Origin of the sequence: Corynebacterium sp. (genome assembly GCF_030530965.1) — a bacterium.
In the GTDB taxonomy this organism is placed as follows: Bacteria; Actinomycetota; Actinomycetes; order Mycobacteriales; family Mycobacteriaceae; genus Corynebacterium.
Window position 1 is genome coordinate 116,131 of record NZ_JAUMTY010000001.1, and the last position, 20,124, is coordinate 136,254.

Below are 20,124 nucleotides of genomic sequence, written 5' to 3' on the forward strand. Positions count from 1 at the left end.
GTTAATTTTAGCGGGGAGGGTGGACAAACCATGATTTCCCCGCGTGAGATTGAGCTATTCCGTCGAGGATGATTCGTAATCCTGCATTTGCGCTTGCGCTGAGCAGTGCTCTCCACGCGTCAACTTCCCCGGTGTGTTGTGACAGAAGTTCATCCCACTCAAAAGCACGTGGATAACTTGATGCGGAGGAAGAAGCATCGTCGTCTGTTTGGGATGGTGCGTCACTGTTTCCGCTGTGGCCATCGTCGGCAGTAAAAACTGAGGAGGCAACAATTTTCGACGCCTCCGCCGCTGTTTGCTCACGGATGGCGAGACCGAGGATGAAGGAGATGAGCGTTGTTGAGCCGTCGAGGATTGCGTCCTCGTCGCCATCAGGAAGAGAAGAACGTAGGATTTGCGACAATGCGGCGATAGGGTCGTTGGTTACCATTCCCGCTGGTAGTGCTGCGGATATGAGGTCTGCAGCATCCCGGCAACAGATGCATTGCCGGTAAAATCCGGCGCAGAATATATATGCATGTCGATACCACTGAGGGCGAGGGGGTTGCGACGTCGTCGCTGGTACGTCATGAGAAATTGGTGATAAGTCGGAATCGCGCGATCCTTCCTCGTCATCGACGCTTTTCAGCAGTTGCTCCTTAAGGTCATCCAGAGGGGAAAGAAGCTCGTCAGCTACCCCACCGAGGAGGGCCTGCTTGTTGGGAAAATGCCAGTACAGTGCAGCTGGGGCGACGTCTAAGGTACGGGCGAGTCGCCGAATCGTGAGATCTCCTAACCCATACTCGTGCAGAATGTTTAGAGCACTCGTGATGATCGCCGTCGTTGTGAGCTGCATACCTTCAAAGATAAACCGTTCGTGGACTGCGTTTCGAGCAAAGTAGCGTAGTTTTTCGCAATGACGGCAATCGTCGCCGGGGCATTCGACGTCGGCTAGCGTGTCGCCAGTGGACGTGTCGCGTTAAGGTGTCAAAATTCTGTGAGAACCCTGGAAGCTTTGGGGAATATGCGGATATTAATAGCGGGAAAGGTAGAATGACCGCGGTATCTTAGTGGTAAAGGAGCTATGTGTCGTGCCAGATGTAGTGTTGTCAGAAGCAGATGAGGTACAGGCTGCGGATCAGGGCGATAAAAGGGGACGGTCTCGCGCGCAGGTACGTCGGTGGGGGGCCGCGCTCATGACTGCATCGCTTTGTGGGGCATTAGCCGCTTGTTCACACGGGTCATCGTCGGATGATGAAACGAGTTCTTCGGCAGCTCAGACATCATCGAGTAGTTCTTCTGCGAAACCCGCATCGTCTGCTGAAGCAACACAGCCGCCCGCAACACAATCAGATAACGCCGCCGGTGATCAGCAGTCCGGGGGTGCGAAACTCGGTGCGGATATTCCCACCGTTCCGGATTCGAATGAAACCCCGTCAAGTGGGCCCAAGCCGATCAACGGAAAGCCCGGTAGTGAACAAGACGTCGAGAGCATTAAGGATGCTCTTGGCCACTACGGGGATACCTCCGGAACCGTGCGCCACTACTACGAAAGCACGAAGGCCTATACATGCAAGGATCGCATTGCTGCCCATCCGGAAGTGTTCTCTGACGAGAACATCAATTCTCTGCCCAATGAGTCGATTGACAAGATGGGCTTAGCTGGCTCGATCCCGAAATTTAACAACATCTCCAACATCAAAGTCGACGGTGACCGGGCGACTGCCTCGGTAAACACAACGTTCAATGGTGCGACCTCGACGGGGACGATGTTGTTCACCAAGGAAGATGGTCAGTGGAAAGTCTGCTCTGACTAGAAATTACCCCCTTGCTGTGTCTCATTGAACAGTGTTCAGGAATGGAATAACCTTGAACACAACGATGGTGGTTATCCGGAGAATCACCACGGTTATGGAGGTACAGCATGATGTCGGAGAACACGACGCAACAGACAAGAACGAGTCAGTCGGCCACCAGCACTGATACAGCCTCGGCCGAACAAGACATTTTGGACCTGGCCCGCGAAAAGGTCCTCGAGCGTGGGGAAGGGCTTTCTCAACCAGAAATTGTTCGGGCGATGACGATTTCTGACGATCGTATCGACGAACTCCTTGCTCTGGCACACGAGGTTCGGCTGCGCTGGTGTGGTGATGCAGTTGAGGCAGAAGGAATTATCTCCCTGAAGACGGGTGGGTGCCCGGAAGACTGCCACTTCTGTGCACAGTCCGGACTCTTTGAATCGCCTGTCCGGTCGGCGTGGCTCGATATCCCGGCCCTTGTGGAAGCTGCTAAGCAAACAGCAAAGACGGGCGCGACGGAATTTTGTATCGTTGCCGCCGTCAAAGGGCCCGACGAACGCTTGATGAGCCAGCTTGAAGAGGCCATCGCTGCGATTAAAGCAGAAGTCGACATCGAAGTTGCTGCCTCCATCGGCATCCTTACCAAGGAGCAAGTGGAACGCCTGGCGAAGGCAGGGGTCCACCGCTACAACCACAACCTGGAAACCGCGAAGAGCTACTTCCCCCACGTGGTAACAACCCACTCCTGGGAGAAGCGTCGCGAGACCTGCGAGATGGTCCGTGACGCAGGCATGGAAGTCTGCTGCGGTGGCATCGTGGGAATGGGGGAGACCGTTGAGCAACGCGCAGAGTTCGCTGCTCAATTGGCTGAACTCCGCCCCGACGAAGTCCCCATGAACTTCCTTGATCCTCGCCCCGGCACGCCCTTTGCTAATCGGCCGGTCATGGAATCGAACGAGGCGCTCAAGACCATTGGAGCTTTCCGCTTAGCATTGCCCAAGACCATTCTGCGGTTCGCCGGCGGACGAGAGCTCACCCTGGGCGACCTGGGCGCAGAAAAAGGCCTCCTCGGTGGCATTAACGCGATCATCGTCGGTAACTACTTGACGACGCTGGGTCGCCCCCAGGAAACCGACGTCGACATGCTTAACCGGTTGCACCTGCCGATTAAAGCCCTGAATGCGACTGTCTAAGGTGGCGCAATGTCGGAAGTAACCACTGCCCGCGAGGGAGTACCGAAGAAGAAGCCCGTTCGGCGTCGGCCCCGTAAAATTGCCTCTACCGAGTTGGCGGATGCCATCATTGCTGGCGACGCCCCTCTGTACGATCCCTTCACTGGCACTGAACTCAGTACCGGCGAGACTCCCCACTATTCACCGTCCATGAGGGCGGGGCTCGAAGCGCCACGATTTTGCCAGTTGTGCGGCAGACGCATGGTGGTCCAGGTTCGCCCAGATGGATGGACTGCGGTCTGCTCGAGGCACGGGGAGCTAGATTCTGTTCTCCTCGATCCCCATCGCTGAATTGACCACGCATCCCCATTATCGCGGCCACCCCTATAATGGTTCCGGTGTTACGTTCTGATCGGTATCGCCGAGCCCTGATAGTTTTGATAGCTATCCTTGCTGTCTTCGCCGTGGGTGGCTGCGTATGGGGAATTTTCATTCCGACGACCACCGCCACCGTAGATAGCGGTTATCTGTCGACCGATCCGACTCAAGATGGACGAGAGTTCACCGGTTTTGTAGCCCTCGTTGCTGGCCTTTTTGTGTTGTCGATGGGTAGCGCCCTGGCCGCGTGGGGATGGGCACCACGTTCGCGTGGACCGCTCATGATATGGCTTCTAGCCATCGTGGCGGTGCTCGGGGGAATTATTTTTATCGAGGTGGGAAACGCTGTCGCGTCCAGCTTGCACCCACTTCCGGATGTCGACGATGTCCATTCCGGCCAAACCATTACGTGGGCCCCTCACATCACTCCAGGAGCGGCCCTTGCCGTTCCACCATTATTGGCGTCATTGACATATTGGTGCGCAGCCGTCGTCGGGAAGGGGGACTTTCCTGATGAAGTACCTTCTCTTGAGCGTCACAACAGCGCGGTAGATTAGCATTACACGAAAGAAGCAGTAACGGCCGTCTCATAGGCCTCGGCAGAACCGAAGGATATCAATGCTCTCCCTAACCGACATGCGTGGAACCAACCCCACCGTTAGTGAACTTCGTGCCACTTTGCCCCGCGGTGGGACCGACATCGATTCCGTGATCCCGACAGTTCAGCCCATCGTTGAGGCCGTCAAGAAAGATGGCGTGGCGGCTGCACAAGAGTACGGGCAGCGGTTCGATGGCGTTGTACCGGAGAGTATCCGAGTTCCTCGCGACGTGATCACCGACGCTGTCAACTCCCTCGATGCAACCGTGCGGGAGGCATTAGAACACGCCATTGAGCGCGTTCGGCGGGTCCACGCTGCGATTAAGCCCAGCGATAACGTTATTTCTGTCACCGAGGGCGGCGTGGTGACTGAAAAATTCATCCCAGTCGGGCGCGTGGGGTTGTACGTCCCCGGTGGGCAGGCCGTGTATCCGTCGAGTGTCATCATGAACGTTGTGCCGGCGCAGGAAGCAGGGGTTGGTTCACTCGTCGTTGCTTCTCCTCCCCAAAAAGAATGTGGTGGATGGCCTCACCCGACGATTCTTGCTGCATGTGGGCTTCTTGGTGTGGATGAAGTGTGGTCTGTCGGTGGCGCACAGGCAATAGCTCTCATGGCTTATGGTGACGAGCAGGCAGATGATCCATTGGTGCCGGTTGATATGGTGACCGGGCCGGGCAACATTTTCGTCACCGCAGCGAAGCGTTTGTGCCGTAGCGTCGTGGGAATTGATGCAGAAGCGGGTCCGACGGAAATAGCAATTATCGCCGATTCCACTGCTGATCCGGTTCATGTCGCCTATGACCTCATCAGCCAGGCGGAGCATGATCCGATGGCAGCCAGCGTTCTGATTACGGATTCCGCGTCATTTGCTCAGCAGGTCGATGAAGAAGTAGAGAAGCGGTATTCAATTACCCGTAATACCGATCGTGTTGCTCAGGCATTACAGGGTAAGCAATCTGGCATCATTCTTGTCGACGATATATCTGCTGCGATTCGGGTGGCTGATGCTTATGCACCCGAGCATCTCGAAATTCAGACACACAACGCCCGTGAGGATGCAGCTCAGATCCGTAACGCGGGGGCCATTTTCGTCGGGCCTTTTTCACCGGTTCCGCTGGGGGATTACGCCGCTGGATCAAACCATGTTCTTCCCACATCGGGATCGGCGCGGTATAGCTCCGGTTTATCGACGCATACCTTCGTTAAGTCGGTTCACGTTATTGAATACGATGAAGCTGCCCTCAAAGGTACGGCCGATACTATCGTCGCTCTTTCAAATGCGGAGCAGCTTCCGGCGCATGGTGAAGCAGTACGTGCTCGGTTCGAGGACCTTATAGCCGGGAATAAGTAATTCTAACGAATAAAAAGCCGTATCGACCGGAGTAGCGAAATACTTTTCGCGACCATACGTGGATAGAAAAGGGGAGAGTACATAGTGGCACCGACGAATGATGATCAGAAATTATCACGTGGCAGTGGTGAGGACAGTACCGCCGATAAGTCCCGCACATTAGGAGGAAATGTCACGCTTGATGCCCTACCTCTGCGTGAAGAATTCCGCGGGGAAACTGCGTATGGGGCCCCGCAATTAGAGCTCGACGTCAGATTAAATACGAATGAGAATCCGTATCCTCCGTCGCCACGAATAGTTGCTGATCTCGTTAAAGAAGTGGAAAAGGTGGCGTCGGGGCTTAACCGCTATCCCGAGCGTGATTCCGTTATCTTGCGCCAGGAGCTCGCACGGTATGTGTCGGGACAAACCGGTGTAGCTGTAACTGAAGACAACATATGGGCTGCTAATGGGTCTAATGAGGTTCTTCAAGAGCTCTTGCAGGCTTTTGGAGGGCCTGGTCGGCGAGCATTAGGGTTCACTCCGAGTTATTCCATGCACCCTATTCTTGCTGCGGGGACGCACACGGAGTTCGTCGAATGTCCGCGACATGAAGCTCGTGGCTTCTCTATTGATATTGACGAAGCGACTGCGGCTATTAAGAACTACCGTCCGTCGGTTGTCTTTATTACGACGCCGAATAATCCGACTGGCGGTACAACAAGTTTGGATAATATTCGGGTCCTGCTGGATGCTGTTTCTGATCCAGACGTTGATGGCATCGTCATTGTTGATGAGGCCTATGGTGAATTCGATGATGGCCCGAGCGCATGTGAATTGTTGAAGGATTATCCTGACCGGCTCGTCGTATCCCGAACGATGAGTAAGGCATTCGACTTCGCTGGTGGTCGGTTGGGGTATTTTGTCGCTGCTCCAGCTTTTGTCGAAGCTGTTATGTTGGTCCGGCTTCCTTACCACTTATCGGCATTATCGCAGGCTGCTGCGACTGTCGCGCTCCGGTATTCCTCCGATACGTTAGCCTCGGTGGAAAAAATAATTCGCGAACGTGAGCGGGTTCAGGAATCATTGCAGAAACTGGGATTCTCTGTTGTCCCGAGTAAATCTAATTTCCTTTTCTTCAAAGTCATTCCCGATGAGTCAACGAACTTCTCTAGCACGGCGCCCGCTAATGGAGATGCGTCACGGCGCGAGCTCACACAAGCAGCGTGGCAGGAGTTCCTTGATCGTGGAGTCCTCATCCGAGATGTAGGGGTCGACGGATATTTGCGGGTGACCATCGGACTTCCGACAGAGAATGATGAGTTCCTTTCCGCGGCTGGCCAGTATGCGAGCGAACACAACGGGTTACGGTGAACCATATGAGCAATAACAATGACGAGAGTCTGAACCAGCAAGAAAGAAATTGCGGAGAATTCCCCTCCCGACGGGGCCATTGTGAGCGCGAGACGAAAGAATCTCGAATCACCGTTGACATTAACCTCGACGGCTCTGGCATTACTGACATTTCGACGGGATTGCCATTCTTCGACCACATGCTCAATGCGGTGGGAACCCACGGCAGCTTTGACTTAACAGTTAAAGCAGAGGGCGATACCGATGTTGACGCTCACCACACCGTGGAAGATACGGCCATTGTTATGGGCGAGGCATTACACAAAGCTTTGGGAGACAAAGCTGGTATCCGCCGCTTCGGGTCAAGTTTCATCCCGATGGATGAGACGCTAGCCCAAGCTGTCGTTGATGTGTCGGGACGCCCATATTGCGTCACGCGCGGTGAGCCCCAAGAGATGATGAATACGGTGATTGGTAATCACTATGCGACCGTGATTAATCAGCACTTCTTTGAATCGCTTGCGTTCCACGCGCGTATTGCTTTGCACGTCCGCGTTCTGTATGGACGCGATCCGCATCACATCACGGAGGCTGAATACAAGGCAGTTGCCCGCGCCCTCCGCGAGGCCGTTGAACGTGACCCGAGAGTTCATGGTGTTCCATCCACGAAAGGGGCGCTGTAAGTATGGCGCAGAGCACGTCACGTCCTTCAGTGGCAATCCTTGATTACGGCTCGGGAAACCTTCGATCCGCCGAACGCGCTATAGAACGTGCAGGGGCCGAGGTCACGATTACCGCTGATCCAGAACGTGTTCTTGCCGCCGACGGATTGTTGGTTCCTGGAGTCGGGGCATTCGCAGCGTGCATGAAGGGCTTGCGCTCGGTCTATGGTCCACGGTTAATCGGTCAGCGCCTCGCCGGTGGCCGTCCTGTGCTTGGCATCTGCGTTGGTATGCAGGTGCTTTTCGATAGCGGAGTCGAGTTTGCCGACGGTATTCACGACGACGCAGAGGCCCTCCCCGTATCGGATTCCCCAGATAGCGGGGACGCCACGCCCTCGGGTCGACGTGACGACGTCATTCGTGACCCAGAGACGGGACGACCGATCGACCCGACGGTGTCGTCGACAGAGATATCTGATGATGGAGTGCTGAGTACTCCTGGTTGTGGTGAGTGGCCAGGGACGGTTGAGCGCCTGACAGCGAAAGTGCTGCCTCATATGGGATGGAACACACTCGACATTCCCGAGGGATCCCGAATGTTCGAGGGAGTGGCCCCCGATGATCGGGTGTACTTTGTACACTCCTATGCGGCTCAACACTGGGATATGGCATCGGATGATCACGTTGCCCCAGCGAAAGTGACCTGGTCCACGCACGAAAACTGCCGTTTCATTGCCGCGGTAGAAAATGGCCCCTTGTGGGCGACTCAGTTCCACCCGGAGAAATCTGGTTCTGTCGGCGCTGTGATTCTCCGCAACTGGGTGGAGACTTTGTAAAGTTTTATCAGCTGTAGGTGTGATCTCCGTTATGATTCATCTATGGCTTTAACGTTATTACCCGCAGTAGATGTGTCCGACGGTCAAGCTGTTCGTCTCGTTCAAGGCGAAGCTGGGAGCGAAACCACGTATGGTCGCCCCCTTGATGCCGCGATGGCGTGGCAGAACGCTGGTGCGGAGTGGATTCACCTCGTGGACTTGGACGCCGCTTTCGGCCGCGGTTCGAACTACGAACTGTTGAAAGATGTCATCGAGCGGGTGGACGTTAACATCGAATTATCCGGGGGGATCAGGGATGACGACTCGCTGCGCAGGGCATTAGATACCGGTTGCCGACGGGTGAATATCGGCACTGCTGCACTGGAAGATCCTGAGTGGTGTCGTCGGATCATCGGGGAGTACGGCGACCGCGTCGCCATCGGTTTGGATACCAAGCTCATCGACGGCGAGTGGCGGTTGCGCGGTCGGGGATGGGTTTCCGACGGCGGCAATCTGTGGGAAGTTCTTGAGCGCTTGGATTCGGAGGGCGTATCCCGCCTCGTCGTTACCGATGTCGGGCGCGATGGCACATTAGAAGGCCCCAATATTGACCTTCTTCGCGACGTCGCGATGGCCACAGATGCCCCTGTCGTTGCATCGGGCGGAGTATCAACCCTCGACGACATTCGCCAGCTTGCGGCCTGCGTGGACGAGGGAATTGATTCAGCCATCATCGGCAAGGCCCTCTATGCAGGGAACTTTACCCTTGAAGAAGCATTAGCAGTCGCACAAGATTCCTGATGGAGCCGTTCCTGAGAAGCCTGCGAAATAGGCTCCCCGGGTTATCGGTAGTGAAAGGCTAGGTGACGGACCCGTGATTGAACATTCTGACTTGGTGGCATATTTGTCTATTGCCGAGCGCTTAGTCAAAGACTCTGAAGATCTTTTTTGTGTGAACATTGGTGCCCAGCCCTCTGTCATTAAGAACGAAGATCTCCAGGATTTCGCAACCGACGTTGATCTGTCACTAGAACAGCAGTTTCGCGAACAACTTGTGAAAGAAACTGGGTTCCCCGTTTTGGGCGAGGAATTCGGCTTGAAGGGTGGATCCACGACCTCCGGGGATGTTTCGCTCAACAGCATGGGCGGCGGTAAGCAGCCCGAAACAATGTGGTGTATCGACCCGGTGGACGGAACGTCCAATTACACCGTCGCCAACCCGATGTGCGGCATTTTGGTCTCACTTATTCATAGGGGAGAACCGGTTATTGGGTTGACGTCGTTACCCCTGTTGGGACAGTTTTATAGCGCTGTTCGCGGTGGGCCATTACATGTTAATGGTGAGCCATTTCCGCCATTGCCGAAAGATGACCCAGAAGTGATCCAAATTGGTTTCGGCTCTATTTTGTCGGGCCGACGCGGTCATGTTCCGCGACAATATCGCCAGAATTTACTTTTCAGTATCGGTGAATCATATCCGCGGATGCGTGTGACGGGATCTGTGGGCGCAGACTTAGCTTTTACTGCCGGCGGTGTTTTTGCGGGGACCCTGACGTTCAGCCCTAACCTGTGGGATAACGCAGCAGGTATCTGCTTAGTTCAAGCCGCTGGTGGCGTTGTTACGAACCTTGATGGTGAGCCCTGGACACCAGGAACAATTGGTCTGGTCGCGGGATCTCCAAGCATTCACTCGACGCTGCTGGCGAGGATCCATGCGGTTCCACGGCCTTTCGAACCACTAAGCTAGATGCTTATGTCGTCGCGTGAAGCGGTTAGTCATTGTGGACGTGTCTAGGTTTACTAGCGCGTGTCTGCTTTACGTGGCCTTTCATTAATCTCGTTCGTGAATAATTATTAACTTATTGCCGAAAGGCGTTTTCATGTCCGTAGCAGTCCGAGTTATTCCGTGTCTTGATGTGTCTCATGGTCGCGTCGTCAAGGGGGTCAATTTCGAGAACCTTCGCGACGCAGGCGATCCCGTCGAACTGGCGTCCCGCTATGACAAAGAGGGCGCCGACGAACTGACCTTCCTCGACGTGTCAGCGTCGACGGAAGCACGGGGAACGATGCTGGACGTGGTTCGACGCACTGCGGATGAAGTGTTTATCCCGCTCACCGTCGGCGGTGGGGTCCGTAGCGCTGACGACGTCGACCAGCTATTACGAGCCGGTGCAGATAAAGTCAGCATTAATACCGCGGCCATTAAGAGGCCGGAACTGTTGCGGGAGCTTTCCCAGCGCTTTGGATCACAATGTGTCGTCTTGTCCGTGGATGCCCGGCGCGTTCCTGACGGCGGAACGCCCCAACCGAGTGGTTTTGAAGTTACAACCCACGGCGGTACCCGAAGCGCCGGGATCGATGCGATCGAGTGGGCTCGTCGTGGTGAAGAATTAGGTGTCGGGGAAATTCTTCTCAATTCCATGGATAGCGATGGTGTTAAGCAAGGGTTTGATAGTGAGCTTATTTCCGCCGTTCGTCAAGTGGTTCATATCCCCGTCATTGCGTCGGGTGGGGCTGGCGAAGCGAGCCATTTTCCTCCGGCCGTTGATTCAGGGGCAAACGCGGTGTTAGCTGCCTCGATTTTCCACTTCGGTGACGTGAGCATTTCTGAGGTGAAGAGCGCGTTGGCAGCGGCGGGGCATGAGGTCCGGCATACCAGTCCTGCCGACTACCCGCTGGACCCGTCAATTGCTGCCCGTTTGAAGCGCAACGATAGGGGATTGGTTCCCGCTGTCGTCCAGGATGTGCATTCTGGAGAGGTATTGATGCAGGCGTGGATGGACGACCACGCATTGGCTTATACGCTGGCTACTCGACGAGGAACGTATTGGTCTCGGTCGCGGTCCGAATATTGGGTCAAAGGAATGACCAGTGGTCACGTTCAGAACGTTCGCGAGGTTCGGCTGGATTGTGATGGTGACACGATTCTTCTGAAGGTTGATCAGACGGGTGCGGCGTGCCACACCGGAACCCACACGTGTTTCGATAGCGACCTTGTTTTGACCGATTCATCGTCGACGTCGGACGCAGGGTTGTTGGACGTCGAGAATACGTCAGGCAACAAGAATGCCGGTGAGCCTAATGGCACGGCTGAGAAGCCTGAAGACGACGCGGAACTGAACGATTCTGCTCGTTCGTCGGCCCCCGTCGGGGTTCCGGATCTCGGAGCCGGCCGCACAACGACGACGCGGGAACAGTTTCGCGAATTAGCTGCTCACCATAGAGTCGTGCCCGTAGCGCGCAAAATCTTGGCCGACGGAGAAACACCGCTCAGCGCATACAATGCCTTGGCCCAGGACAAGCCAGGTACGTTCCTCTTCGAGTCGGCTGAACCGGGACGTTCCTGGTCACGGTGGTCGTTTATCGGCACAGGAGCAAGATCGGCATTAACCGTCCGCGATGGGGAAGCAGCATGGCTGGGCACCACTCCTGAAGGTGTCCAGACAGGAGGCAATCCCTTCGACGCCTTGAAGTCTGTGCTGAAGGAATTGCACACCGACCCCATCGAGGGAATGCCACCGATGACGTCGGGAATGGTGGGATATTGTGGCCACGACGCGATTCGCTTTATCGAAGATATTCCCGATACCTGCGACAATGACCTCAAGATTCCGGAAATGATGCAGTTCCTTGTCGCGGACATGGTTGCCTTGGACCACCATGAAGGGACGATGTGGCTGATCGCTAATGCGTTCAATTTCAACGGCTCCGACGACAATGTCGACGAGGCCTATGACGACGCCGTCCGCCGTTTGGACTCATTAACCGAGCGTCTGAAGGCAGCGCGTGAACCGATGGTGAATAGTTTTACGACGCCCGAGCCTGTCGTCCGCCGCCAGCGCACTGCTGACGAGCACATGCGCCGGATCGAGTTGTGTAAAGAACACATTCGCGCCGGGGACGCCTTCCAAATCGTTCTGTCACAGCGCTTCGAGATTGACACGGATGTGCGGGCTCGCGATGTGTATCGGATGCTGAAGTATTCGAACCCCAGCCCTTACATGTACCTGATGAATATTCCGTCGGACGACTTTTCGTCGGTGGAGTTCACCATCGTTGGGTCGTCGCCTGAGTCGCTTATCGCAGTCGACAATAATGTGGTGACGACGCACCCCATCGCTGGTTCTCGGCCCCGCGGAGCCACAAGGAAAGCTGATCTGCAGTTTGAGCGCGAGTTAGCTGCCGACTCGAAGGAGAATTCCGAACACCTCATGCTGGTTGACCTGGGGCGCAATGACCTGGGGAAGGTATGTATTCCTGGAACAGTCGAAGTCGATGATTTCCGCCATATTGAGCGGTATAGCCACATCATGCACCTGGTCTCTATGGTCACGGGACAGTTGGCTCCGGGCATGACAGCGGTCGATGCCTTCATGGCGGCATTCCCCGCGGGAACTTTATCCGGGGCACCCAAAACCAGCGCATTGACCATCATTGACCAGCTCGAAGACACTCGCCGCGGCATCTACGGCGGAACCGTCGGATATTTCGATTTTTCGGGAAACACCGACCAAGCAATTGCCATCAGGACAGGGGTTCTCAAAGACGGCACGATGTATGTCCAGGCCGGTGGCGGGATCGTCGCCGATTCGGATCCTGTTGCCGAAGATGAGGAAACGCGGAACAAAGCTGCAGCTGTTTTGCGCGCAACGGCCGCTGCCGAAACAATTGTCGACGTTGATGGCTCGCTGTGAGTTGTCGCCCGCCCGGATTCCGGATTGGCTGCGTCGTCTCCGAAGGCGAGTATCCAAGAGTGACGACGCTATATGCGCTGAGTAGCCTATTGAGCACGTGGTGGATACTCGGCGGCACACCCGACGAGCATGGTGACGTCGGGAAATAAGTGACGATAGGGAACTAGTGCGGTGACGTTAGGGAGAATGAACAATGGGCTCACATGACTCGCGTCAGGACGACGCAACGGCAGCAGCCGCGTCGGAAGAAATGGCCTCAAACCCGACCGATGCGCACGTACACGAGGACGTCAACACGATGCCGACGAACGTAGAAACGGAGACGGACACGTCGAGTTCTCCCCACACCAAGCGACGGTGGTTAGGCCTCGCCCTGGTCGCGATTGGGGCGGTGGCTATCGGTGGAACATCCCGCATGACCTGGATGACCGTTCACGCCAACGACGATAAACAAGGTGAAGTGACACGCACCCTCGTCGGATCCACATGGGCCCCCAGCACTGACGCGATCGCTATTGCCCTCATTGCAGCATGCCTTGCCACCCTGGTTCTCAAGAGAACAGGCCGACGGATACTCGCAGCAGTCTCGGCAGTCATCGGTGCTGCATCCTTATGGACACCGCTCAATGTGCTCCTCACCTCACCGAGCACGACACGCGCACGAAATCTCCTCGTCAATGGGCAAGCAACGCAAAAGAAAAACGATCCGCAGACCTTGACCGAATGGGCCGTCGTCACGGGAGTAGATGTTCACAAAGTAGCGGTCATCCTTGCCCTCGTCGCGTCGGTTATCACCATCGCCGGTGCAATCATCCTGTTCCTGTGGCCAGGAGTAGACACCGTTAAAGGAAGTAAATACGACACCGCCTCAGCCCGGCGCGATTCACTGGCGACGGACCTTGAGAACGATAGAGAATCAGGGCGCGTGCTGTGGGATGCGATGGACGCTGGTGTTGACCCAACACAAGACGATGCGGCCGATGTGGCCCGGCGTCGCGGGCTGCACAACTAAAGTCCACATCTGCGGGGAATGTCAGACAGGCATCATCGTGCCGATTTATGCGCCAGTCAGTGCTGCCTTTAGGATTAAGTACACCGCTGTAACACGGGCTGAGGAGTCGAAGATGAGTTCGGTTTTAGACACTATCGTCGATGGCGTCTTAGACGATCTTGCAACCCGTGAAGCTCGCGTCAGTTTTGCGGACATCAAAGCACAATCGCATGACACGCCCGCCCCTCGTGATGCCATGTCCGCATTGTCTGCTCCTGGTGTGGGAGTAATTGCCGAAGTCAAAAGGGCAAGCCCATCCAAAGGAAGCCTGGCGCGAATCCCCGAGCCGGCCGAACTCGCCAGGCAATACGAAGCGAATGGTGCCAGAGTCATTTCCTGCCTCACCGAAGAACGACGCTTCAAAGGCAGTTTGGCTGACCTGGACGCCGTACGAGCAGCCGTCGATATTCCAGTCCTTCGGAAAGATTTTGTCGTCACTCCCTACCAGATTCACGAAGCCCGCGTTCATGGAGCGGACCTCATTCTCCTCATTGTGGCAGCACTGCAGCAGCCTCAGCTTGAGTCCCTCCTCGACCGCACCGAGTCCCTCGGGATGACTGCCATCGTTGAAGTTCACACCGAAGAGGAAGCAGAGCGCGCCATCGCCGCCGGTGCAAAAGTCGTGGGAGTCAACGCCCGCAACCTCAAAACACTCGATGTCGATACCTCCGTGTTCGGCACTATCGCGCCGGGTTTGCCGTCGGATGTCATTAAGGTCGCTGAATCGGGGGTGAAAGATCGCAATGATTTGCTGGCCTATGCTGGTGCCGGTGCGGATGCGGTCTTGGTCGGCGAGGGGCTGGTTACCGCAGGTAATCCCGGTTTAGCGTGCAAGAGTTTGGTTGCTGCGGGCATCCACCCGGCATGTCCGAAGAATCTCGCCGAGTAATCTGCCGTCACCTGGATGCCGTGTCTATGCGAGTGATAAGGCACACTGGTGTGCGTGAGTAACTCAGAATCAGTTCATCGCAATCCGTATAGTGATCTGCCTACTATCGCCGATGTGTTCGCGGAGACGACATCGACTGAGCCCGATGATCGTGGCCATTGGGGTGAGTACGGTGGCCGATACATTCCGGAGGCCCTGATGGGGGTCATTACCGAAGTTACCGACGCGTGGAACAAGGCGAGAACTGATCCTGAGTACATCGAGCAGTTGAATGACCTGCATTTCCATTACTCAGGTCGGCCGTCGCCCCTGTATTATGCGTCGCGGTTTTCCGACGCTATTCATGCCCGCGTGTATTTGAAGCGGGAGGACTTAAACCACACCGGGTCCCACAAGATTAATAACGTCCTGGGCCAGGTGTTGTTGGCTCAACGCATGGGCAAAAAGCGTGTCATCGCTGAGACGGGTGCCGGCCAGCACGGTGTCGCAACTGCTACGGCATGTGCATTGCTCGGTTTAGAGTGCCACATCTACATGGGGGCCGTGGATGCGCGGCGTCAGGCCCTGAATATTGCGCGCATGCGGTTACTGGGCGCCGAGGTCACAGCTGTCACGATCGGTTCCCAGACTCTTAAAGATGCCATTAATGAGGCGATGCGTTTTTGGGTATCGCATGCCGATGACACGTACTACTGCTTCGGTACTGCAGCTGGCCCCCATCCCTTCCCGCAGATGGTTCGTGATCTCCAGCGAATCATTGGGTACGAAGCACGCGAGCAAATCCTGCAGGCGGAAGGTCGCCTTCCCGACGCCGTCGTCGCTTGTGTTGGTGGTGGCTCAAATGCGATCGGTCTTTTCCACCGTTTTATCGACGATTCCTCTGTTCAGCTCATCGGTGCCGAAGCCGGCGGTGACGGTTTTGAGACTGGTCGCCACGCTGCGACGATTACCGCGGGCAATGAAGGTGTCTTCCAGGGCTCGTATGCCGCGCTCATGGAAGATGAGGATGGGCAAATCGTCGAGTCTCATTCCATTTCGGCCGGGCTAGATTATCCGGGCGTAGGGCCGGAACACTCGTATCTCCATCATGTCGGGCGTGCCGAGTACCTTCCCATCACGGATTCACAAGCCATGGATGCGTTCATGCTCTTGTGCAAGACCGAGGGAATTATCCCTGCCATCGAGTCTTCGCACGCACTTGCAGCAGCACGAGTGTATGCCGATCGCTGGGATCATGACTCAGATGACGGCCCACTTCTGATCGTCAACGTATCGGGCCGCGGCGATAAAGATGTGGACACCGCCGCGAAGTGGTTTGACCTTAAACCCAAGGAGGAGCTGGACTAATGGCGGCATTTTCTTCTGATTCCCCCGCAGGGGCGCTTCGCGACGTTTTCGCACAGGCCCGCCGTGAGCAACGAGCTGCGTTCATTGGTTATCTGCCATCGGGGTACCCGACGAAGCACGACTCTGACGAGTTGATGGCGTGCCTGGCGTCCTATGCGGACGTCATCGAGGTCGGAATTCCGTTCTCTGACCCCATGATGGACGGTCCTGTCATCCAGGAAGCCGGCATGGCTGCACTGAAAGCAGGCTTTCGCGTCAAAGATTCACTCAGCTCTGTCCGCAAGATTACTGACGCCGGTGGTCGAAGCGTCGTCATGAGTTACTGGAATCCGATTTTGCAGTATGGCCCGGAAAAATATGCCGAAGAGCTGGCCGAGTCTGGAGGACTGGGGACAATCATTCCCGACCTCCTCCCCGAAGAATCGGCGCGCTGGGCAGAGGCATGCCACAAGCACGGATTGGCGCCTATCTATCTTGTGGCTCCGTCGACGAGCCCTGAGCGGATGGCGCTCACGGTGGGAGCAGGTGACGGCTTTGTGTACGCAGCCTCACATATGGGAGTCACAGGTGCTCAGCAATCAGTAAGCAGCGGTGCGCGTGACCTCGTGAATCGCGTGCGGGAGTACACCGACCTCCCCGTTGCCGTCGGGTTAGGCGTCAGCAATGGGCAGCAAGCCGCAGAGATCGCGCAGTATGCCGACGGCGTCATCGTCGGCTCGGCACTTATCCGTGCGGCGAAGGACGGGCTCCGCTCGCTCGAGGCGTTGGCGAAAGAACTCAGCGAAGGGGTGAGGGGTGACTAACGTCCAGGCCACTATTGTCCAGCAGAACGGACTAGTTCCTCACGACGGGGGACTAGGTGGGCGTTCGCCCGATGTGACGCTATTAGCTGCGATTCCGTCACCCTCCCAAGGTGTGTGGATGGTCGGCGGTTTTCCGATCCGCGGATATGCGCTGTCGATACTGGTGGGAATTCTCGTCGCAGTGCTGTGGTCGCAGCGTCGCTATGCCGCACGTGGCGGTAACCGCGAGGTAGTTCTCGACGTGGCGCTCGCCGCTGTCCCAGCAGGCATCATCGGCGGGCGTCTCTACCACTTAGTGACGGATTGGCGCACGTATTGGGGCCCCAACGGAACACCCGGGGATTGGTGGAAGATCACCAACGGTGGCCTGGGAATATGGGGAGCTGTCGTTGGCGGCGGATTGGCTGCCTGGGTGGTTCTCCGATGGAAGCATCTAGCCCTGGCGCCCTTTGCGGATTCGGTGGCACCACCGATTCTGGTGGCGCAGGGCATTGGACGCCTAGGCAACTGGTTTAACCAGGAATTATATGGTCGGCCCACCGATCTGCCCTGGGGGCTGAAGATTTTTGAGCGCGTCGACGATCACGGTGTCCTCGACCCAGTACTGGGGCATTCGAACGGCCACGTTATCGCGGTTGTTCAGCCGACGTTTCTCTACGAGATGCTGTGGAACTTTGCCATCGCCGCTCTGATCGTATGGATTGACCGCAAGTTCAGATTGGGTGGCGGCCGAGTTTTTGCCTTGTACGTAGCCGGGTACACAGCAGGTCGATTTTGGATCGAGCTTCTGCGTGCGGACACCGCCACGCATGTGTTTGGGCTCCGCATTAATACCATCACGTCGGCCGTCTGCTTCGTGGGCGCAGTGATTTTCCTGGTGTGGACGCGATCACGTCGTCGCGAGACCCCCGAAGAACTTCGGACATAATCGGGCATAAATCTAGGAAAAAAGTGATTTTGGTGACCGTATCGGAAAATAATTTTCCCTGGTCACCGACTTTTTTCGTTTTTCGCCGTGGCGCCGTAAAGCTTATTTCGACCGTTTTGTAGTAGCTAATCCGGGTGGAGCGGGCTAACCTGGTGCTCGTGGATAGAAGAACGAAAATTGTTTGTACATTGGGTCCGGCGGTAGCCAGTGCGGAAAAGATCCGTGCTCTGGTTGACGCAGGAATGGACGTAGCACGACTGAACTGCTCACACGGCGTTCACGCAGACCACGAACAGAACTACAAGTGGGTTCGGCAGGCTTCCGACGAAACCGGCCGCGCCGTCGGGATTTTGGCTGACCTCCAGGGTCCGAAAATCCGGTTGGGCTGGTTCAAGAACCACGAGGAAATGTGGGAAACCGGCGAAACGGTGCGCATTACCGTTGACGAGATCGAGGGTACGCACGATCGTGTATCCACGACGTATAAGAATCTCGCCAAGGATGCTAAGCCCGGTGACCGCCTCCTCGTCGACGATGGCAAGGTTGGCCTGGTCTGCAAGGCCGTTGAAGGCAACGACGTGATCTGTGAGGTCACTGAGGGTGGCCCCGTGTCAGACCACAAGGGCGTGTCCCTGCCTGGCATGGATATTTCCGTCCCGGCATTATCTGAAAAAGATATTGAGGACCTTCGCTTCGCACTTCGCTTGGGTGTCGACGTTATCGCTCTGTCGTTTGTCCGTTCGCCGGCAGATGTTGAGCTCGTCCACAAGATCATGGACGAGGAAGGCCGTCGCCTTCCGGTCATCGCGAAGTTGGAAAAGCCTGAAGCCATCGACGCCCTGGAACCGATCATCATGGCCTTCGACGCCATCATGATTGCCCGTGGTGACATGGGTGTCGAGGTTCCGCTTGAAGACGTGCCGATGGTTCAGAAGCGCGCCATCCAGATTGCTCGTGAAAACGCTAAGCCAGTCATCGTGGCAACGCAGATGCTGGATTCCATGATCACGAATTCGCGTCCGACGCGTGCTGAAGCGTCCGACGTTGCTAACGCTGTCTTGGACGGCACGGACGCGGTCATGCTGTCCGGCGAGATTTCCGTCGGTAAGTACCCGGTAGAGACCGTCAAGACCATGGCTCGCATCGTGAAGGCTGCTGAGCAGGACGGCACGGTGCCGCCGCTCAGCCACGTTCCGCGCACCAAGCGTGGCGTTGTGTCGTACGCGGCGCGCGATATTGCGGAGCGTTTGAATGCTCGTGCCGTTGTCGCGTTCACCAGTTCAGGCGATACAGCACGTCGTGTGGCTCGCCTCCACAGCTTCCTCCCGTTGTTGGTGTTCACCCCGAACCCCGCCGTGCGGTCGCAGTTGGCTGTCACGTGGGGTGCGGAAACCTTCTTGACACCTGAGGTCAAGACCACCGACGAGATGGTTGCCGAGGTTGATAAGGCTCTGCTGGCTATCGACGGCTATGAGCGCGGCGACACGGTCGTCATCGCTGCCGGTTCTCCTCCCGGAGTTGAAGGCAACACCAACATGATTCACGTTCACATGTTGGGTGAAGACCTCGAAGGCCACGAGCGCTAGATTGTCGGTTCCCACACCCTGCCATTGCGAGATTCGCGATGGCAGGGTGTGACGGATGCCAATCACAACGCGAACCGGGTCGCACCATGATGTGTGCGGCCCGGTTTTTCTATGCCGAACGCTACTCCTTGAAAAGGAAGCTCAGGGGCGCTGCCGCCGCAGCCTTCGTCGTCGATGAGATAGTCGAGAGATCGGGGAGGAACGTCGCCATATGGTTGGCGGGGACGGGCGTCTCATTGCGCTTCTCCCATTGTTCATCCGGGGTGATGCCGGCAGTCCAGAACAAATAGGGCACATCAAAGTGCCGCGGTATCTCCGAAAAGTCCTCCGACGCTGTCCACCGCTCAGCATCAATGGAGGAATCCCCAAAGACAGCATCGAATGTCTCGCGGACATGGGAAAACACGGCGGGATCGTTGTCAGTCAGTTCGCCGTGGGCCCAGTACTCTATGTCCGGCTCGGTGGGGCACCCCGACGCCTCACATTCGGCGCGGATCACTCGTTCGATAGCGCGATACACATGATCGCGGACGTCGGTGTTGTAGAAACGGCAGTTCAACGTCAGGGTAGCGGTGTCCGGGATGGAATTGTTCGTATTACCAGCGTGGATTTGCCCGACAGAGACGACGGCGAATTCGCCGGGGTCGACTTCTCGTCCGACGATCCCTTGTAAACGAAGAATGACGTGTGCCGCAACATAAATGGGATCCACGGATTGATGAGGGCTCGACGCGTGAGC

At 56.4% G+C, this 20,124-nt stretch carries 19 protein-coding genes and 1 pseudogene; 18 read left to right on the top strand and 2 right to left on the bottom strand.

Annotated elements, in window-relative coordinates; all coding sequences use genetic code 11:
• Positions 1 to 7 precede the first annotated feature (7 nt).
• Complete coding sequence (locus Q3981_RS00475) at positions 8 to 835, bottom strand: TetR/AcrR family transcriptional regulator (protein ID WP_303122786.1); 828 nt, start codon at positions 833 to 835, stop codon at positions 8 to 10.
• Positions 836 to 1,070: 235 nt separating this feature from the next.
• Here Q3981_RS00475 and Q3981_RS00480 point away from each other — a divergent pair, with 235 nt between their 5' ends.
• The 18 genes and pseudogenes from Q3981_RS00480 to pyk all read left to right on the top strand — a co-directional run bounded on the left by Q3981_RS00480 (position 1,071) and on the right by pyk (position 19,385).
• On the top strand, positions 1,071 to 1,796 hold the full coding sequence (locus tag Q3981_RS00480; protein WP_303122787.1) for a hypothetical protein: 726 nt from the start codon (positions 1,071 to 1,073) through the stop codon (positions 1,794 to 1,796).
• 110 nt (positions 1,797 to 1,906) lie between these two features.
• Positions 1,907 to 2,971: a biotin synthase BioB gene (gene bioB, locus Q3981_RS00485; RefSeq protein ID WP_082089884.1), complete on the top strand. Its 1,065-nt coding sequence runs from the start codon at positions 1,907 to 1,909 to the stop codon at positions 2,969 to 2,971.
• 9 nt (positions 2,972 to 2,980) lie between these two features.
• Positions 2,981 to 3,301 carry a hypothetical protein gene (locus tag Q3981_RS00490; RefSeq protein ID WP_236881651.1) on the top strand — a complete coding sequence of 107 codons (321 nt, stop codon included), beginning with the start codon at positions 2,981 to 2,983 and terminating at the stop codon, positions 3,299 to 3,301.
• Between the two features lie 47 nt (positions 3,302 to 3,348).
• Positions 3,349 to 3,885, top strand: a complete 537-nt coding sequence (locus Q3981_RS00495) for a hypothetical protein (protein WP_303122788.1) — start codon at positions 3,349 to 3,351, stop codon at positions 3,883 to 3,885.
• A gap of 61 nt (positions 3,886 to 3,946) precedes the next feature.
• Positions 3,947 to 5,278: a histidinol dehydrogenase gene (hisD, locus tag Q3981_RS00500; RefSeq protein ID WP_303122789.1), complete on the top strand. Its 1,332-nt coding sequence runs from the start codon at positions 3,947 to 3,949 to the stop codon at positions 5,276 to 5,278.
• Between the two features lie 84 nt (positions 5,279 to 5,362).
• Positions 5,363 to 6,631 (top strand): histidinol-phosphate transaminase, encoded by a 1,269-nt coding sequence (locus Q3981_RS00505; RefSeq protein WP_303122791.1) that lies wholly within the window; start codon positions 5,363 to 5,365, stop codon positions 6,629 to 6,631.
• A gap of 5 nt (positions 6,632 to 6,636) precedes the next feature.
• A complete protein-coding gene (hisB, locus tag Q3981_RS00510) occupies positions 6,637 to 7,293 on the top strand; it encodes an imidazoleglycerol-phosphate dehydratase HisB (protein ID WP_303122793.1) in 657 nt (218 codons plus the stop codon).
• Between the two features lie 2 nt (positions 7,294 to 7,295).
• Entirely contained in the window at positions 7,296 to 8,108 is an 813-nt protein-coding gene (locus tag Q3981_RS00515; protein WP_303122795.1) for an imidazole glycerol phosphate synthase subunit HisH, read from the top strand.
• A 42-nt stretch (positions 8,109 to 8,150) separates the two neighbouring features.
• The gene (gene priA, locus Q3981_RS00520) at positions 8,151 to 8,888 is read left to right on the top strand and encodes a bifunctional 1-(5-phosphoribosyl)-5-((5-phosphoribosylamino)methylideneamino)imidazole-4-carboxamide isomerase/phosphoribosylanthranilate isomerase PriA (protein ID WP_303122797.1); all 738 of its coding nucleotides are present in this window, start codon (positions 8,151 to 8,153) and stop codon (positions 8,886 to 8,888) included.
• 73 nt (positions 8,889 to 8,961) lie between these two features.
• Positions 8,962 to 9,834, top strand: coding sequence for an inositol monophosphatase family protein (locus Q3981_RS00525; protein WP_303122799.1), 873 nt, complete (start codon positions 8,962 to 8,964; stop codon positions 9,832 to 9,834).
• A 133-nt stretch (positions 9,835 to 9,967) separates the two neighbouring features.
• Positions 9,968 to 11,074, top strand: a pseudogene (gene hisF, locus Q3981_RS00530) (imidazole glycerol phosphate synthase subunit HisF); the annotation flags it as partial.
• Between the two features lie 129 nt (positions 11,075 to 11,203).
• The gene (locus tag Q3981_RS00535) at positions 11,204 to 12,781 is read left to right on the top strand and encodes an anthranilate synthase component I (protein WP_303122849.1); all 1,578 of its coding nucleotides are present in this window, start codon (positions 11,204 to 11,206) and stop codon (positions 12,779 to 12,781) included.
• Positions 12,782 to 12,974: 193 nt separating this feature from the next.
• Complete coding sequence (locus Q3981_RS00540; protein ID WP_303122801.1) at positions 12,975 to 13,793, top strand: TIGR02234 family membrane protein; 819 nt, start codon at positions 12,975 to 12,977, stop codon at positions 13,791 to 13,793.
• A gap of 112 nt (positions 13,794 to 13,905) precedes the next feature.
• Entirely contained in the window at positions 13,906 to 14,721 is an 816-nt protein-coding gene (trpC, locus tag Q3981_RS00545) for an indole-3-glycerol phosphate synthase TrpC (protein ID WP_303122803.1), read from the top strand.
• A 48-nt stretch (positions 14,722 to 14,769) separates the two neighbouring features.
• Positions 14,770 to 16,068, top strand: a complete 1,299-nt coding sequence (gene trpB, locus Q3981_RS00550; RefSeq protein ID WP_303122805.1) for a tryptophan synthase subunit beta — start codon at positions 14,770 to 14,772, stop codon at positions 16,066 to 16,068.
• On the top strand, positions 16,068 to 16,871 hold the full coding sequence (gene trpA / locus Q3981_RS00555) for a tryptophan synthase subunit alpha (protein ID WP_303122807.1): 804 nt from the start codon (positions 16,068 to 16,070) through the stop codon (positions 16,869 to 16,871). The genes trpB and trpA overlap by 1 nt, the downstream gene beginning before the upstream one ends.
• Positions 16,872 to 16,989: 118 nt before the next feature.
• Positions 16,990 to 17,799: a prolipoprotein diacylglyceryl transferase gene (gene lgt / locus Q3981_RS00560; protein WP_303122850.1), complete on the top strand. Its 810-nt coding sequence runs from the start codon at positions 16,990 to 16,992 to the stop codon at positions 17,797 to 17,799.
• A 158-nt stretch (positions 17,800 to 17,957) separates the two neighbouring features.
• A complete protein-coding gene (pyk, locus tag Q3981_RS00565; protein ID WP_204088364.1) occupies positions 17,958 to 19,385 on the top strand; it encodes a pyruvate kinase in 1,428 nt (475 codons plus the stop codon).
• 121 nt (positions 19,386 to 19,506) lie between these two features.
• Here the strand turns inward: pyk and Q3981_RS00570 are convergent.
• Positions 19,507 to 20,124, bottom strand: a 618-nt coding sequence (locus Q3981_RS00570) for a peptidase dimerization domain-containing protein (protein ID WP_303122811.1), incomplete at its 5' end; no start/stop codon positions are given.

What these genes read in the sequence shown, in the direction of transcription:
- hisB (WP_303122793.1), top strand. Translation starts at nt 6,637, where the DNA reads ATGAGCAATAACAATGACGAGAGTCTGAACCAGCAAGAAAGAAATTGC.
- Q3981_RS00490 (WP_236881651.1), top strand. Translation starts at nt 2,981, where the DNA reads ATGTCGGAAGTAACCACTGCCCGCGAGGGAGTACCGAAGAAGAAGCCC.
- trpC (WP_303122803.1), top strand. Translation starts at nt 13,906, where the DNA reads ATGAGTTCGGTTTTAGACACTATCGTCGATGGCGTCTTAGACGATCTT.
- hisD (WP_303122789.1), top strand. Translation starts at nt 3,947, where the DNA reads ATGCTCTCCCTAACCGACATGCGTGGAACCAACCCCACCGTTAGTGAA.
- bioB (WP_082089884.1), top strand. Translation starts at nt 1,907, where the DNA reads ATGTCGGAGAACACGACGCAACAGACAAGAACGAGTCAGTCGGCCACC.
- Q3981_RS00515 (WP_303122795.1), top strand. Translation starts at nt 7,296, where the DNA reads ATGGCGCAGAGCACGTCACGTCCTTCAGTGGCAATCCTTGATTACGGC.
- Q3981_RS00540 (WP_303122801.1), top strand. Translation starts at nt 12,975, where the DNA reads ATGGGCTCACATGACTCGCGTCAGGACGACGCAACGGCAGCAGCCGCG.
- trpA (WP_303122807.1), top strand. Translation starts at nt 16,068, where the DNA reads ATGGCGGCATTTTCTTCTGATTCCCCCGCAGGGGCGCTTCGCGACGTT.
- priA (WP_303122797.1), top strand. Translation starts at nt 8,151, where the DNA reads ATGGCTTTAACGTTATTACCCGCAGTAGATGTGTCCGACGGTCAAGCT.
- Q3981_RS00475 (WP_303122786.1), bottom strand. Translation starts at nt 835, where the DNA reads ATGCAGCTCACAACGACGGCGATCATCACGAGTGCTCTAAACATTCTG.
- lgt (WP_303122850.1), top strand. Translation starts at nt 16,990, where the DNA reads ATGGTCGGCGGTTTTCCGATCCGCGGATATGCGCTGTCGATACTGGTG.